Consider the following 15,760-nt stretch of genomic DNA (forward strand, 5'->3'; position numbering starts at 1 on the left):
AAAAACACACCCCGCAGCCGGACAGGTTGCGGGGTGTTTTTGTATTCCTTGAGACTTGGGCCACAACCCATTGATAAATGATGGCACGGCCTCAGCTATACTCCCCGGCATTTGATCGGCCCTCGAGGAAATACTGTGAAGAACTGGACCTTGCGCCAACGCATATTGGCGAGCTTTGCGGTCATTATCGCCATCATGCTGCTGATGGTTGTGGTCTCGTATTCACGGTTGCTGAAGATCGAAACGAGTGAAAACTCGGTGCGCGACGACGCCGTGCCGGGGGTGTTTTTCAGCTCGATGATCCGCAGCGCCTGGGTCGACAGCTACCTGCAGACCCAGGAATTGATCGGTTTGCGCGAGCACCAGGGCATTTCCGATGCTGACCGCCAGGATTACAAGACGTTCGAGGCGCGCCTTGAGCAGCATATGGCCAGTTACGTCAAGACCATCAATATCGACCAGGATCGTACGGAGTTCGACACCTTCGAAACCCTGCACCAGAAGTACAACCAGGTGCTGGCCCAGGTGCTGGAACTGCACCAGGCCAACAAGGAGGCCGAGGCCGTCAAGATGTTCGACGAGCAACTGACCCCGGCCTGGACCGCAGGCCGTATGAAGCTCAACGACATCATCAACGAGAACAAAAAAGTCGCGGATGACGCCACCGCCGCCATCGATGACGCCGTGGCCGCGGCGAAAATCAGCATGGGCGTTTCGCTGCTCCTCGCGATCCTCGCCGCCGCCCTGTGCGGGCTGCTGCTGATGCGCGCGATCATGGCGCCGATGAAACGCATCGTCGATATCCTCGAAACCATGCGTACCGGCGATCTGAGCAAGCGCCTGAACCTGGACCGCAAGGACGAGTTCGGTGCCGTCGAGACCGGCTTCAACGACATGATGACCGAACTCACCGCCCTGGTCTCCCAGGCCCAGCGGTCGTCGGTACAGGTCACCACGTCGGTGACCGAGATTGCCGCCACCTCCAAGCAGCAACAGGCCACCGCCACTGAAACCGCCGCCACCACCACCGAAATCGGTGCGACTTCGCGGGAAATCGCGGCCACGTCCAAGGACCTGGTGCGCACCATGACCGAAGTGTCCACCGCTGCCGACCAGGCCTCGGTGGCCGCCGGTTCCGGCCAGCAAGGCCTGGCCCGCATGGAAGAAACCATGCACTCGGTGATGGGCGCCGCCGATCTGGTGAACGCCAAGTTGGCGATCCTCAATGAGAAGGCCGGCAACATCAACCAGGTGGTGGTGACGATCGTCAAGGTGGCCGATCAGACCAACCTGCTGTCCCTCAATGCCGCCATCGAGGCCGAGAAAGCCGGTGAGTACGGACGCGGCTTTGCCGTGGTGGCCACCGAAGTAAGGCGCCTGGCAGACCAGACCGCCGTGGCCACCTACGATATCGAGCAGATGGTGCGCGAGATCCAGTCCGCCGTATCGGCTGGGGTAATGGGCATGGATAAGTTCTCCGAAGAAGTGCGTCGCGGCATGTTCGAAGTGCAGCAAGTGGGCGAGCAACTGTCGCAGATCATCCACCAGGTCCAGGCCTTGGCGCCGCGGGTGCTGATGGTCAACGAGGGCATGCAGGCCCAGGCCACGGGTGCCGAGCAGATCAACCATGCGCTGGTGCAGTTGGGCGACGCCAGCAGCCAGACCGTGGAGTCGCTGCGCCAGGCCAGCTTTGCCATTGATGAATTGAGCCAGGTTGCGGTGGGTTTGCGCAGCGGCGTGTCGCGTTTCAAAGTCTGATGAGTGATCCAGCGGCGAAACGCGGCGTGGCGGCGGCAGCCAAAAAAGCCTTGTTCCTGGTGTTTCATATCGGCAGCGAGCGCTACGCCCTCAAGGCCACGGAAGTGGCCGAGGTGTTGCCGCGCCTGCCGCTCAAGCCCATCGCCCATGCGCCGGTGTGGGTCGCCGGGATCTTTGCCCATCGCGGCAACATGGTGCCGGTGATCGACCTCAGCGCCCTGACCTTTGGTAAGCCGGCCCAGGCCCGCACCAGCACACGGCTGGTACTGGTCAACTATCGTCCAGAGGCTTGGCTGGAGTCGCGCTGGCTGGGGCTGATCCTCGAACAGGCGACTGACACCCTGCGCTGCGATCCGGCGGATTTCCAACCCTATGGCCTGGACAATCGCCAAGCGCGGTACCTGGGGCCGGTGCGCGAAGACGAGCAGGGCCTGACACAGTGGATCGGCGTCGCCGACCTGCTCACCGCCGAGGTCCGTGCCCTGCTGTTTGCCCCCGACCTGACTGCTGGGGAGGTGTAATGAGCAATGACCAACGCTTTTTCGACTTCCTCAAGGAGCGAATCGGCCTGGATGTCGCCTCGGTGGGCGAGGCGATTATCGAGCGCGCCGTGCGCCAGCGCAGCCAGGCGTTGCAGGGGCTGAGTGCCGATCAATACTGGCAGCGCCTGCAAACCAGCGGCGATGAACAACAGGCGCTGATCGAAGCGGTCATCGTCCCCGAGACCTGGTTTTTTCGTTATCCCGAATCCTTTGCCACCCTGGCGCGGCTAGCGGTGGCGCGGCTGGGCGAGATCAAGCACATGCGCGCCCTGCGCATCCTCAGCCTGCCGTGCTCCACCGGTGAAGAGCCTTATTCCATCGCCATGGCCCTGCTCGATGCGGGCCTTTCGCCTCACCAGTTCAAGGTGCAAGGCATGGACGTCAGCCCGCTCTCGGTGGAGCGGGCGCGACGTGGGGTGTATGGCAAGAATTCCTTCCGTGGCCAGGACATCGAATTCCGTGAGCGGCATTTCAGCGCCGAAGAGGATGGCTACCGTGTCTGCGACCGGGTGCGTGAACAGGTGCGTCTGCAGGTGGGCAACCTGCTCGATCCGCAGCTGTTGGCCAACGAGCCCACCTATGATTTTGTGTTCTGCCGCAACCTGCTGATCTACTTCGACCAGCCGACCCAGAAGCAGGTATTTGAAGTGCTCAAGGGCCTGACCCATGTCGACGGCGTGCTGTTTATCGGCCCGGCCGAAGGCAGCCTGCTGGGACGCCTGGGCATGCGCTCGATTGGTGTGCCGCAGTCATTTGCCTTCAGCCGTCATGCCGAAGCGGTACCCGATCCGGTCTACATCCCGGTACCGCCTGCGGTGCCCCAGCGCAGCGCCGCGCCGATTCCGAGCAAGCCCCGACCCTTCAGCGCATTCGCGGCGCCGGTGGTGCCGATCAAGCCTGCGCCCGTGCACTCGGATGCGGCGCAGTTGCTCGGTCAGATCGCGACCCTGGCCAATGAAGGCAAAAGCCTTGAGGCCCGCGCTGCCTGCGAGCGTTACCTGCAAAACCATCCACCGGCGGCCCAGGTCTTTTACTGGCTGGGCCTGCTCAGTGACGTGGCGGGTAGCGCCCTCGAAGCCCAGGGGTATTATCGAAAAGCCTTGTACCTGGAACCCCAGCATCCGCAGGCCTTGATGCACCTGGCCGCGCTGCTCGAATCCCAGGGCGATACGGCGGGGGCGCGGCGCTTGCAAGCCCGTGCTGCCCGCAGCGAGCGAGCCGCTGACAGTGAGCGTAAACGATGAGTAGCTCTGCATCCCCGGATACCGACCTGGACCTGACGGTTGCCGATACCCAGGCTATCGATGATTGCTGGAACCGCATTGGGATCCACGGCGACAAGTCCTGCCCGTTGCTGGCCGAGCATATCCACTGCCGCAATTGCGCGGTGTATTCCGCAGCCGCCACCCGCCTGCTGGATCGTTATGCCTTGGCGCAGCAAGACCATCGTCATGCCGTCGCCGCGCAGGCCGATGATGAGGTCGCCACCCGTTCATTGCTGATGTTCCGCTTGGGCGAGGAGTGGCTGGGCATCGCCACCCGTTGCCTGGTGGAAGTAGCGCCCCTGCAGCCGATCCATTCCTTGCCCCACCAGCGCTCCCGGGCGCTGCTCGGGGTCGCCAATGTGCGCGGTGCGCTGGTGGCCTGCCTGTCCCTGGTGGAGCTGTTGGGGCTCGACAGCACCGCCGGTGGCCCCAGCGGTGGGCGGATCATGCCGCGCATGTTGATCATTGCCGCGCAGGATGGCCCGGTGGTGGTGCCGGTGGACGAAGTGGATGGCATCCACGCCATTGATGAGCGCACCCTCAAAGCGGCATCTGCGTCCGGCACCCAGGCCAGTGCGCGCTATACCCAGGGTGTGTTGCAGTTCAAAGGCCGCAGCCTGCGCTGGCTGGACGAGGCGCAACTGCTGTCTGCCGTGACCCGGAGCCTGTCATGACCCCCGACCAGATGCGCGACGCCTCGCTGCTGGAGCTGTTCAGCCTGGAAGCCGATGCCCAGACCCAGGTGCTCAGCGCCGGCTTGCTGGCCCTGGAGCGCAACCCGACCCAGGCCGACCAGCTTGAAGCCTGCATGCGCGCGGCGCATTCGCTTAAGGGCGCGGCGCGGATTGTCGGGGTCGACGCCGGCGTCAGCGTTGCCCATGTGATGGAAGATTGCCTGGTCAGCGCCCAGGAAAGCCGCTTGTACCTGCAACCCGAACATATCGACGCGTTGTTGCAGGGCACTGACCTGCTGATGCGCATTGCCACACCGGGCAATACCGTGGGCCCGGCCGATATCGAGGGGTATGTGGCGCTGATGGAGCGCTTGCTGGACCCCTCGCAACCCACGGCCAAAGTGGTTGCACCGCCGCCTGTGCCGGAGCTGCTTGCGCAGCCGCTGCCGTCCCTTGAAGAATCGCTGCTGTTGCCCCCGGAACCAGAGGCCGCGCCGCCCCTGGGCAGTGAAGCGCCGCGCCAGAACAAACGCATGACCGAAGGCGGCGAACGGGTCTTGCGGGTCACGGCCGAGCGCTTGAACAGCCTGTTGGACCTGTCCAGCAAGTCCCTGGTGGAAACCCAGCGACTCAAGCCGTACCTGTCCAGCCTGCAACGCCTCAAACGCATTCAAAGCAACGGCGCCCGGGCCCTGGACAACCTCGATGGCCAACTCAAGACCCTCGACCTGAGCCTTGAAGCCCAGGAAGCCCTGGGCGATGCCCGCCGCCTGCTGGGTGAAGCGCAGTTGCTGCTGGCAGAAAAGACCGCCGAGCTCGATGAATTCGGCTGGCAAGCCGGCCAGCGTGCCCAGGTGCTGTATGACACGGCGCTGGCGTGTCGCATGCGGCCGTTTGCCGATGTACTGGCGGGGCAGGTGCGCATGGTGCGTGACCTGGGCCGCAGCCTGGGCAAGCAGGTGCGTCTGGAAATCGAAGGCGAAAAGACCCAGGTGGACCGCGATGTCCTGGAAAAACTTGAAGCGCCGCTGACCCATTTGCTGCGCAATGCCGTCGATCACGGCATCGAAATGCCCGAGCAGCGCCTGCTGGCGGGCAAGCCGGCCGAGGGCCTGATCCGCCTGCGCGCCTCGCACCAGGCTGGCCTGCTGGTGCTGGAATTGAGCGATGACGGCAACGGCGTCGATCTGGAGCGCCTGCGCGCCAGTATTGTCGAGCGCAATCTGTCGCCGCTGGAAACGGCCTTGCGCCTGAGCGAAGAGGAATTGCTGACCTTCCTGTTCTTGCCGGGCTTCAGCCTGCGCGACAAGGTCACTGAGGTCTCCGGGCGCGGCGTTGGCCTGGACGCGGTGCAGCACATGGTCCGCCAATTGCGCGGCGCGGTGGTGCTGGAGCAGACGGCGGGGCAGGGCAGCCGCTTTCATCTGGAAGTGCCGTTGACCCTGTCGGTGGTGCGCAGCCTGGTGGTGGAAGTCGGCGAAGAAGCCTACGCCTTCCCCCTGGCCCATATCGAACGCATGTGCGACCTGGAGCCCGACGAAATCGTGCAACTGGAAGGCCGCCAGCATTTCTGGCACGAGGGCCGGCATGTCGGCCTGGTCGCGGCCAGCCAGCTGTTGCAGCGCCCGCCGGGGCAGACCAGCCAGGACACTCTCAAGGTTGTGGTGATCCGTGAGCGCGAAGCGGTGTACGGGATTGCCGTGGAACGCTTTATCGGCGAGCGCACCCTGGTGGTGTTGCCGCTGGATGATCGCCTGGGCAAGGTGCAGGACATTTCTGCCGGCGCGCTGCTCGATGACGGTTCAGTGGTGTTGATCGTCGATGTCGAGGACATGCTGCGCTCGGTGGACAAGTTGCTCAACACCGGCCGCCTGGAGCGCATTGCCCGACGCGCCCAGCAAACCGTCGAGGCTGCGCGCAAGCGCATCCTGGTGGTGGATGACTCACTCACCGTGCGCGAACTGCAGCGCAAGCTATTACTTAACCGTGGATATGACGTGGCGGTCGCCGTCGATGGTATGGATGGCTGGAATGCTCTGCGCTCCGAAGACTTCGACCTGCTGATCACTGACATTGATATGCCCCGCATGGACGGTATTGAATTGGTCACACTGTTGCGCCGTGACACTCGCCTGCAGTCGCTGCCGGTGATGGTGGTGTCTTATAAGGATCGCGAAGAAGACCGGCGTCGTGGCCTGGATGCCGGCGCCGACTATTACCTGGCCAAGGCCAGCTTCCATGATGACGCCCTGCTTGATGCGGTGGTGGAACTGATTGGAGGGGCGCGCGCATGAAGATCGCCATCGTCAATGACATGCCCCTGGCGGTCGAAGCATTGCGCCGGGCCTTGAGCCTCGAACCGGCCCATGAGGTGGTGTGGGTCGCCACTAACGGCCTGGAAGCCGTGCAGCGCTGCGCCGAGTTGACCCCGGACCTGATCCTGATGGACCTGATCATGCCGGTGATGGATGGGGTCGAGGCGACCCGGCAAATCATGGCCGAGACGCCATGCGCTATCGTTATCGTTACGGTGGATCGCCAGCAGAATGTCAGCCGCGTCTTCGAAGCCATGGGCCATGGCGCCCTGGATGTGGTGGACACCCCGGCGCTGGGGGTTGGCGATGCCAAGGAGGCGGCCGCGCCCTTGTTGCGCAAAATCCTCAATATTGGCTGGCTGATCGGCCAGCGCGGCAGCCGGGTGCGGGCGGAACCGGTGCCCGCACGGGGGACCGGCAAACGCCAGAGCCTGGTGGCGATCGGCTCTTCGGCAGGCGGTCCGGCCGCGCTGGAAATCCTGCTCAAGGGCTTGCCTCGGGACTTTGCGGCAGCCATTGTGCTGGTGCAGCATGTGGACCAGGTATTCGCCGCCGGCATGGCCGAGTGGCTGAGCAGTGCCTCGGGCCTGCCGGTGCGCCTGGCGCGTGAGGGGGAGCCCCCGCAGAGTGGCGTGGTGTTGCTGGCCGGCACCAATCATCATATCCGGCTGCTGAAAAACGGCACGCTGGCCTACACGGCGGAGCCCGTGAACGAAATTTATCGGCCGTCCATCGACGTGTTTTTCGAGAGCGTCGCCAGCCATTGGAACGGCGATGCCGTCGGCGTCTTGCTGACCGGCATGGGACGCGACGGAGCCCAGGGACTCAAATTGATGCGTCAGCAGGGCTATCTGACCATCGCTCAGGATCAGCAGAGCTGTGCAGTTTACGGCATGCCCAAAGCGGCAGCGGCGATTGATGCCGCTGTTGAGATTCGCCCATTGGACAGAATTGCGCCACGATTGCTGGAGGTATTCGCAAAATGACCGATATGACTCGCTGTCCTGGCCTGCACGTAGTAACTCAGGTGACCGCAAATGAATGATTTACAGCTCGACGACTTCAAGACCGACGAAAACGCCGCCATGGTGTTGCTGGTGGACGACCAGGCGATGATCGGCGAAGCCGTGCGGCGCGGTCTGGCCCATGAGGACAATATCGACTTCCACTTTTGTGCCGACCCCCACCAGGCGATCTCCCAGGCGATCCGCATCAAGCCGACGGTGATCCTCCAGGACCTGGTCATGCCCGGGCTGGACGGCCTGACCCTGGTGCGCGAATACCGCAACCACCCGGCGACCCAGAACATTCCGATCATCGTGCTCTCCACCAAGGAAGACCCGCTGATCAAGAGCGCCGCGTTTGCCGCCGGGGCCAATGACTACCTGGTCAAACTGCCGGACAACATCGAGCTGGTGGCGCGTATCCGCTACCACTCGCGTTCCTACATGACCCTGCTGCAACGGGACGCGGCCTACCGTGCGCTGCGGGTCAGCCAGCAACAGTTGCTGGACACCAACCTGGTCCTGCAACGCTTGATGAACTCCGATGGCTTGACCGGGCTGTCCAACCGCCGGCATTTCGACGAGTACCTGGAACTGGAATGGCGGCGTGCCATGCGTGACCAGACCCAGCTGTCGTTACTGATGATCGACGTGGATTTCTTCAAGACCTACAACGACAGCTTCGGGCATCTGGAAGGTGATGAAGCGTTGCGCAAGGTGGCAGCGACTATCCGCGATGCCAGCAGCCGCCCTTCGGACCTGCCGGCGCGCTACGGGGGTGAGGAATTTGCCCTGGTGCTGCCCAATACTTCGCCGGGTGGCGCGCGGTTGGTGGCCGAGAAACTGCGCCAGGCCGTTGCCGCGCTGAAGATCCCGCACATCGCACCTTCTGACGGGGCAAGCCTGACCATCAGCATTGGCCTGGCGACCATGACGCCGCTGCTGGGCACCGATTGCCGGCAGTTGATCTCGGCGGCGGACAAGGGGTTGTACCTGGCCAAGCATAACGGGCGCAACCAGGTGGGGATCGAATAACCCGCAGAACACCGCCAACCCAATGTAGGAGCTGGCTTGCCTGCGATGGCGTCGCCTCGGTCTACTTGATACACCGAGGCGTCTGCATCGCAGGCAAGCCAGCTCCCACATTTGCTCTTTATCGGTCTGTGGATATCACACAAACCCCGCCTTTTCGGCCAAGCGGACTGCCGTTTCCGGCCTTTTGCCGTTATACTCGCCGGCTTTCAAAAGTTCGCCAACGAGTGCTGCCCGCCATGGAAATCAACCCGATCCTTAACACCATCAAGGACCTGTCCGAGCGCTCCGAAACTATTCGGGGGTATCTTTGACTACGATCAAAAGCATGAGCGTCTGACCGAAGTCAATCGCGAGCTTGAAGATCCGGCTGTCTGGAACAAACCTGAATACGCCCAGGAACTGGGCCGCGAGCGCGCTGCGCTGGCGCAGATCGTCGACACCCTCGACGAATTGAACACCGGTCTGGGCGACTGCCGCGACCTGCTGGACATGGCCGTCGAAGAAAACGACGAAGGCGCAGTGGGCGATGTCGTCGCCGAGCTGGCCCGTCTCGAGGACAACCTCGCCAAACTCGAATTCCGCCGCATGTTCAGCCACGAAATGGACCCGAACAACGCCTACCTGGATATCCAGGCCGGTTCCGGCGGCACCGAAGCCCAGGACTGGGCCAACATCCTGCTGCGCATGTACCTGCGCTGGGCTGACAAACGCGGTTTCGAAGCAACCATCATGGAACTGTCCGCCGGTGAAGTCGCCGGTATCAAGGGCGCGACCGTGCATATCAAGGGTGAATACGCCTTTGGCTGGCTGCGGACCGAGATCGGCGTTCACCGCCTGGTGCGCAAGAGCCCGTTCGACTCCGGCAACCGTCGCCACACCTCGTTCTCTGCAGTGTTCGTCTCGCCAGAGATCGACGACAAAGTCGAAATCGAGATCAACCCGGCCGACCTGCGCATCGACACCTACCGCTCCTCCGGTGCCGGTGGTCAGCACGTAAACACCACCGACTCGGCCGTACGTATCACCCACGTACCGACCAACACCGTGGTCAGCTGCCAGAACGAACGTTCCCAGCACGCCAACAAGGACACCGCCATGAAAATGCTGCGGGCCAAGTTGTACGAGCAGGAGATGCAGAAGCGCAACGCTGCTTCCCAGGCGCTGGAAGACACCAAATCGGATATCGGCTGGGGTCACCAGATCCGTTCGTATGTGCTCGATGCGTCGCGGATCAAGGATCTGCGCACTAACATCGAACGCAGCGATTGCGACAAGGTGCTCGACGGCGATATCGACGAATACCTGGAAGCCAGCCTGAAGTCAGGCCTGTAATACGCTGACAAACCGCGATCCCTGTAGGAGCCGGCTTGCCGGCGATCCCCGGCCTACGCCTGGGACAACGAACCAGATGGAATATTTAAAGACATGAGCGACCAACAACTCGATCCGCAGGCCCTGCAACAGGAAGAAAACTCTCTGATCGCCCTGCGCAAGGAAAAGCTTGCTGCCGAGCGCGCCAAGGGTAACGCCTTCCCCAACGACTTCCGCCGCGAAAACTACTGCGATGCCTTGCAGAAGCAGTACGCGGACAAGACCAAGGAAGAGCTGGCAGAAGCTGCGATTCCGGTCAAGGTTGCAGGTCGCATCATGCTCAACCGTGGCTCGTTCATGGTGATCCAGGACATGACCGGGCGCATCCAGGTCTACGTCAACCGCAAGACGCTCTCGGAAGAAACCCTGGCCTCGGTGAAAACCTGGGACATGGGCGACATCATTGCCGCCGAAGGCACCCTGGCCCGTTCGGGCAAGGGCGACCTCTACGTTGAAATGACCAACGTGCGCCTGCTGACCAAGTCGCTGCGCCCGCTGCCAGACAAGCACCACGGCCTGACCGACACCGAGCAGCGTTATCGCCAGCGCTACGTCGACCTGATCGTCAACGAAGAAGTGCGCCAGACTTTCCGTGTGCGTTCGCAAGTGATCGCGCACATCCGCAGCTTCCTGATGGCACGTGACTTCCTCGAAGTCGAGACGCCGATGCTGCAGACCATTCCGGGTGGCGCGGCAGCCAAGCCGTTCGAAACCCACCACAATGCCCTGGACATGGAAATGTTCCTGCGCATCGCCCCGGAGCTGTACCTCAAGCGCCTGGTGGTCGGTGGCTTTGAGAAAGTGTTCGAGATCAACCGCAACTTCCGCAACGAAGGTGTCTCGACCCGTCACAACCCAGAATTCACCATGTTGGAGTTCTACCAGGCCTACGCCGACTACGAAGACAACATGGACCTGACCGAAGAACTGTTCCGCGAGCTGGCGCAGTTGGTCCTGGGCAGCACCGATGTGCCGTACGGCGACAAGGTATTCCACTTCGGTGAGCCGTTCGTGCGCCTGTCGGTGTTCGATTCGATCCTCAAGTACAACCCTGAGCTGACCGCTGACGACCTGAACGACATCGACAAGGCCCGTGCCATCGCCAAGAAAGCCGGGGCCAAGGTCCTGGGCTTCGAAGGCCTGGGCAAGCTGCAGGTGATGATTTTCGAAGAGCTGGTGGAGCACAAGCTGGAACAGCCGCACTTCATTACCCAGTACCCATTCGAAGTCTCGCCGCTGGCCCGTCGCAACGATGACAACCCGAACGTCACCGACCGTTTCGAGCTGTTCATCGGTGGTCGCGAAATCGCCAACGCCTACTCCGAGTTGAATGACGCCGAAGACCAGGCTGAGCGCTTCATGGCCCAAGTGGCCGACAAGGACGCCGGTGACGACGAAGCCATGCACTACGACGCCGACTTTGTTCGCGCGCTGGAGTACGGCATGCCGCCAACGGCTGGTGAAGGTATTGGTATCGACCGTCTGGTGATGCTGTTGACCAACTCACCGTCGATCCGCGATGTGATCTTGTTCCCGCATATGCGGCCACAAGCGTAGTCTTAGCGAATGCCGAAGCCGCCTTTTATAAGGCGGCTTTTTTGTGTGGCCTGTACTAACGTCAAGCGTACGGCGCCAGACTTTTGTTGAGTGAGAGGACGATCTTTCGTGAAGCGCGTAATGGCTCAAGAAGGCGCCGCTGGCATCGCTGCCGCCGTGGCAGAGAGTGTTCAGTACCAGGGCCGCAAGGCCAGCCGCCAGGGCAGCGAGCAGCGTCGCCAGGATATTCTCGACGCGGCCATGCGTATTGTCGTGCGCGATGGCGTGCGGGCCGTGCGCCATCGGGCGGTGGCGGCAGAGGCCGGTGTGCCGCTGTCGGCCACCACCTACTATTTCAAGGATATCGACGACCTGCTCACCGACACCTTTGCCCAGTATGTGGAGCGCAGTGCCGCGTTCATGGGCAAGTTGTGGGTGCGCAACGAAGGCTTGTTGCGAGAAATGGTGGCCTACGGAGATGGCAGTGCCGAGTCGCGCTCGCAACTGGCCGATGATATTGCGCGCCTGACCGCCGATTACGTCCTGCGCCAACTGCTTAACCGTCGCGAATACTTGATGGCCGAGCAGGCGTTTCGCCAGGAGGCCTTGTTGAACCCGCGCCTGGGCGAGCTGGTCCGTTCTCACCAGCAGATTTTGTTGCAGGGCACTTGCCAGTTTTTCCAGGTGCTGGGTTCCCGTGAGCCGCAACAGGATGCCAAAGTGTTGACGGCGATTATCAGTCGGATGGAATATCAGGGCCTGTTGTTCGAGCCCGAGGCGCTGACCGGTGAAGAAATGCTCGAGATTCTCAAACGTTACATGCACCTGGTCCTGGCTTCGGTCTGAGGTTTTAGCAGCACTATGGACCTGCCCATGTAGGAGCGAGCTTGCTCGCGAAGGGCGTTAACGATGACGCGGGGAACCTGACTCCCCGCGTTGCCCTCAGGCTTTTCGCGAGCAAGCTCGCTCCTACAGAAGATCGCTCATTGCTGGAGTGTCCGATGAAAGCTTGGCGTGTACTGGTAGTCGCAATGTCGTTCCTGTTGCTCAGTGGCTGCTTGGTGACCTTCAAGGAGCCCTTGCCGGCCAGCGAGGCTGCGCCTGAGGCGCTGTTGGGCAAGTGGGCCAGCAAGAACGCTTGGGGCGAACCGCTCAACCTGCAGATCAGCCGCGCGGGCAAGCGTCGCTACAAGGCGGTGAGCACCTCGCAGACCAAGCCGGTCAAGCGCGACGAATACCTGTTCAGCGTGTCCCGCCACGGCAACCGCTGGTACCTGTCGGCGCCGCTGCCGGACAAGCTCGGCGGGCACTTTATCCTGGCCGGCTTCGAATTCAATGATGCCCGCGAACTGGTGGTCTATAACCTCGATCCCGAGGCGATCAACCAGGCCATCGCGCAGAAAATCCTGATGGGCAGCAGCGTAGAGACGGTCGAGGGCGACGGGACATTGGTCGACAGCCCCATGAGTCAGGTCCTGGCTTACCTGGATGATCCGGCCAACGCCGATGTGTTTGTCGAAGCCGTGCGCTATCAGCGCGTGGGCAAATAACGTTTAAAGAGGAAGCACCGGGTGGACGATTACCAGCAGACGATACGCACCTTGTCCGATCGCATTGTGCTGGCGCAAACACCGATTCGCGTCCTCGACGCTGTGAAGTGGGACGACAACATTCGCAAGGGCTTCCTCCAGGGCAAGGGCAAGCACATGCCGGCGGTGGACCGCGATTATTACTTGAACCGGCCACTGTCGTTCGATTCGAGCAAGGTGAAGCTGGAGTTCCAGAACATCGAGCGCGATATCACCCGCCAGTTGGGCCAGTTCAATCCGGTCGGGCAGATCATGCGGCGCATGTGCAAGGAATACCGCATGGTGGTGCGCATGCTCGAAGCCCGTGGTACCGAGGACTTCGGCCTGATTTCCCAGGAGCTGTACGGCGCCGCGTCCGATGCATTCCATGCTGGCGACCCGACCCTGGCCGACCTGGGCCTGATGCTTTCCGACTACCTGAACAACATCGACGGGCGTGGCGACCTCAAGGACGAAGCCAAGACCTTGACCGCCAAGGACGCCGTGAGCCTGCTGCAAAGCCGCCTGAACAAGGTGTTTGGCGAGGCCGAGGAAACCATCCGCGTATTTGAGTCAGACGGCATCGTGGCCGACGCAGCGGCTGGGGCCGACTACATCAAGATCCGCGCCGATGCGATGTTCAACGAGCGCGATGTGCGGGCCCTGGAAGTCCACGAGGGGCTGGTTCACGTGGGCACCACCCTCAATGGCCAGAACCAGCCGATCTGCACCTTCCTGTCCAAGGGGCCACCGTCGTCGACCGTGACCCAGGAAGGCCTGGCGATCCTGATGGAGATCATCACTTTCGCCTCCTACCCTAGCCGCCTGCGCAAGCTGACCAACCGCACCCGTGCGATCCATATGGTGGAAGAGGGCGCTGATTTCCTGCAGGTGTTCGAGTTCTTCCGCGAGCAGGGCTTTGAAATGGCCGAGAGCTACGGTAATGCCAGCCGGGTATTCCGCGGCTCGACCCCGACGGGCCTGCCGTTTACCAAGGATTTGTCCTATCTCAAGGGCTTTATCATGGTCTACAACTACATCCAGCTGGCCGTGCGCAAAGGCAAGTTGGAGCAGGTGCCGCTGTTGTTCTGCGGCAAGACCACCCTGGAAGACATGCGCACCTTGCGCCAGTTGGTGGACGAAGGCCTGGTGGTGCCGCCTAAATACCTGCCGGACCAGTTCCGCGACATGAACGCCTTGTCGGCGTGGATGTGCTTCTCAAACTTCCTCAACCACCTGAGCCTGGATCGGATCGAGGCGGATTACTCCAACATCCTCTGACCCACCCCATCAACTGTAGGCGCCGGCTTGCCGGCGATAGCGATCCGCCAGACAAGGCTGTATCACGGGTAGACTGCGATCGCCGGCAAGCCGGCTCCTACAGTGTCCTCACCCACTTACGAGGTTTCAACGGATGAGACTGCTCGCCATTCTATGCCTGCTTCTGACCCTCAATGGCTGCAGCTCGCTGTTGTTCTACCCCGAGCGCGGCCTGCCCTTTACCCCGCAACAGGCGCGCCTGGAATACCGTGACGTCACCCTGACCACCGCCGACGGCGTGCAGCTGCGGGCCTGGTGGCTACCGGCCAAGCCCGGCGTGCCGCTCAAGGGCACGGTGCTGCACCTGCACGGCAACGGTGGCAACCTGTCCGGGCACCTGGGGGGCAGTTGGTGGTTGCCGGCCCAGGGCTATCAAGTGCTGATGCTGGACTACCGCGGCTATGGCGTATCGCAAGGCAAACCTTCATTGCCGGCCATCTACCAGGACCTGGATGCCGCTTTCCAGTGGCTCGACCAGGCGCCCGAAGCCCAGGGCCTGCCGCTGGTCGTCCTGGGCCAGAGCCTGGGCGGGGCGTTGGCGGTGCATTACCTGGCGGCTCACCCTGCGCGCCAACCCCGGCTCAAGGCGCTGGTGCTGGACGGGGTGCCTGCCAGTTATCGTGATGTAGGGCAATTCGCCCTGAGTACTTCCTGGCTAACATGGCCGTTTCAGGTGCCGTTGTCATGGCTGGTGCCGGACGCCGACAGCGCAATCCACGGCATGCCACAGCTGACCGGCGTGCCGAAACTGCTGTTCCACAGTCTGGATGATCCGATCGTGCCGCTTTCCAACGGCATCCGTCTGTATCAAGCTGCGCCGCCGCCCAGGGTGCTGCAACTGACCCGGGGTGGGCATGTGCAGACCTTTGCCGACAAGACCTGGCAAACCGTGATGCTGCGCTACCTTGACGACCCGCAGCATTTCAATGGCCTGCGCCGCCTGGGGGAGATCCCCAATTACCCGGCGGCCGCCAATCCTCAAGTTGAACCATCAGAGAGCCCGCAATGAGCGAAGAACGCAACATGATCCCCCTGATCCTCACCGGCATCGGCACCATCATCGGCACCGTGGGTTGCCTGTGGTACTACGGTTACCTGCACTTCGCCAAGCCCGAGGATGCGCTGCTGCTCAGCGACTACACCATGCTCAAGACCGTGCCCGGCGAAGACTATAAAGTCTCCCTGACCCCGGCACCCCAGGTGGCGCAATGCGTTGATGGCGTGCTGGTGTTGTTCGACACCGAGCAAAAGGGGCTGACGGGTGTGCTGGTAAACAGCAAGAAGCAGGCAGTGCGCTGCATGGGCCAGGAAACCCCACAGCTGGAGCAGTAAGCAAACCGGTAATTTTTGGAACCACATCCTGTATGAAGCC

The 15,760-nt window shown here is 62.1% G+C and carries 14 protein-coding genes; all 14 read left to right on the top strand.

The annotated features are described in order from the left end of the window. Positions 1 to 135 precede the first annotated feature (135 nt). The 14 genes from C5F71_RS18650 (at position 136) to C5F71_RS18715 (ending at position 15,720) form a co-directional block, all read left to right on the top strand. A complete protein-coding gene (locus C5F71_RS18650) occupies positions 136 to 1,758 on the top strand; it encodes a methyl-accepting chemotaxis protein (protein ID WP_092233910.1) in 1,623 nt (540 codons plus the stop codon). After that, positions 1,758 to 2,279 carry a chemotaxis protein CheW gene (locus C5F71_RS18655; protein WP_104911703.1) on the top strand — a complete coding sequence of 174 codons (522 nt, stop codon included), beginning with the start codon at positions 1,758 to 1,760 and terminating at the stop codon, positions 2,277 to 2,279. Before C5F71_RS18650 ends, C5F71_RS18655 begins: the two co-directional genes overlap by 1 nt. Next, the gene (locus C5F71_RS18660) at positions 2,279 to 3,544 is read left to right on the top strand and encodes a CheR family methyltransferase (RefSeq protein ID WP_092233916.1); all 1,266 of its coding nucleotides are present in this window, start codon (positions 2,279 to 2,281) and stop codon (positions 3,542 to 3,544) included. The genes C5F71_RS18655 and C5F71_RS18660 overlap by 1 nt, the downstream gene beginning before the upstream one ends. Next, complete coding sequence (locus C5F71_RS18665; RefSeq protein ID WP_029300185.1) at positions 3,541 to 4,239, top strand: chemotaxis protein CheW; 699 nt, start codon at positions 3,541 to 3,543, stop codon at positions 4,237 to 4,239. Before C5F71_RS18660 ends, C5F71_RS18665 begins: the two co-directional genes overlap by 4 nt. Continuing rightward, positions 4,236 to 6,533: a hybrid sensor histidine kinase/response regulator gene (locus tag C5F71_RS18670; protein ID WP_029300183.1), complete on the top strand. Its 2,298-nt coding sequence runs from the start codon at positions 4,236 to 4,238 to the stop codon at positions 6,531 to 6,533. The genes C5F71_RS18665 and C5F71_RS18670 overlap by 4 nt, the downstream gene beginning before the upstream one ends. Then, positions 6,530 to 7,540 (top strand): chemotaxis response regulator protein-glutamate methylesterase, encoded by a 1,011-nt coding sequence (locus C5F71_RS18675; RefSeq protein WP_029300181.1) that lies wholly within the window; start codon positions 6,530 to 6,532, stop codon positions 7,538 to 7,540. The genes C5F71_RS18670 and C5F71_RS18675 overlap by 4 nt, the downstream gene beginning before the upstream one ends. A 51-nt stretch (positions 7,541 to 7,591) precedes the next feature. After that, positions 7,592 to 8,593 carry a diguanylate cyclase domain-containing protein gene (locus C5F71_RS18680; RefSeq protein WP_029300179.1) on the top strand — a complete coding sequence of 334 codons (1,002 nt, stop codon included), beginning with the start codon at positions 7,592 to 7,594 and terminating at the stop codon, positions 8,591 to 8,593. Between the two features lie 236 nt (positions 8,594 to 8,829). Then, positions 8,830 to 9,925 (top strand): peptide chain release factor 2 gene (gene prfB, locus C5F71_RS18685; protein ID WP_104911704.1). Its coding sequence is split into 2 segments (ribosomal slippage): positions 8,830 to 8,901 and positions 8,903 to 9,925, totalling 1,095 coding nucleotides; the frame shifts between segments, so codons are not numbered across the junction. A gap of 93 nt (positions 9,926 to 10,018) precedes the next feature. Next, positions 10,019 to 11,521, top strand: a complete 1,503-nt coding sequence (gene lysS / locus C5F71_RS18690) for a lysine--tRNA ligase (protein ID WP_104911705.1) — start codon at positions 10,019 to 10,021, stop codon at positions 11,519 to 11,521. Positions 11,522 to 11,629: 108 nt separating this feature from the next. Continuing rightward, complete coding sequence (locus tag C5F71_RS18695; RefSeq protein ID WP_029300174.1) at positions 11,630 to 12,346, top strand: TetR/AcrR family transcriptional regulator; 717 nt, start codon at positions 11,630 to 11,632, stop codon at positions 12,344 to 12,346. Between the two features lie 155 nt (positions 12,347 to 12,501). Then, positions 12,502 to 13,050: a hypothetical protein gene (locus C5F71_RS18700; RefSeq protein WP_104911706.1), complete on the top strand. Its 549-nt coding sequence runs from the start codon at positions 12,502 to 12,504 to the stop codon at positions 13,048 to 13,050. A 21-nt stretch (positions 13,051 to 13,071) separates the two neighbouring features. Further along, positions 13,072 to 14,349 carry a flavohemoglobin expression-modulating QEGLA motif protein gene (locus C5F71_RS18705; RefSeq protein WP_029300170.1) on the top strand — a complete coding sequence of 426 codons (1,278 nt, stop codon included), beginning with the start codon at positions 13,072 to 13,074 and terminating at the stop codon, positions 14,347 to 14,349. Between the two features lie 133 nt (positions 14,350 to 14,482). Next, entirely contained in the window at positions 14,483 to 15,397 is a 915-nt protein-coding gene (locus C5F71_RS18710) for an alpha/beta hydrolase (RefSeq protein ID WP_104911707.1), read from the top strand. Next, complete coding sequence (locus tag C5F71_RS18715) at positions 15,394 to 15,720, top strand: hypothetical protein (RefSeq protein WP_029300165.1); 327 nt, start codon at positions 15,394 to 15,396, stop codon at positions 15,718 to 15,720. Before C5F71_RS18710 ends, C5F71_RS18715 begins: the two co-directional genes overlap by 4 nt. The last annotated feature ends 40 nt before the right edge of the window (positions 15,721 to 15,760 follow it).

Origin of the sequence: Pseudomonas sp. LG1D9 (assembly GCF_002949995.1) — a bacterium.
Lineage (GTDB): Bacteria > Pseudomonadota > Gammaproteobacteria > Pseudomonadales > Pseudomonadaceae > Aquipseudomonas > Aquipseudomonas proteolytica.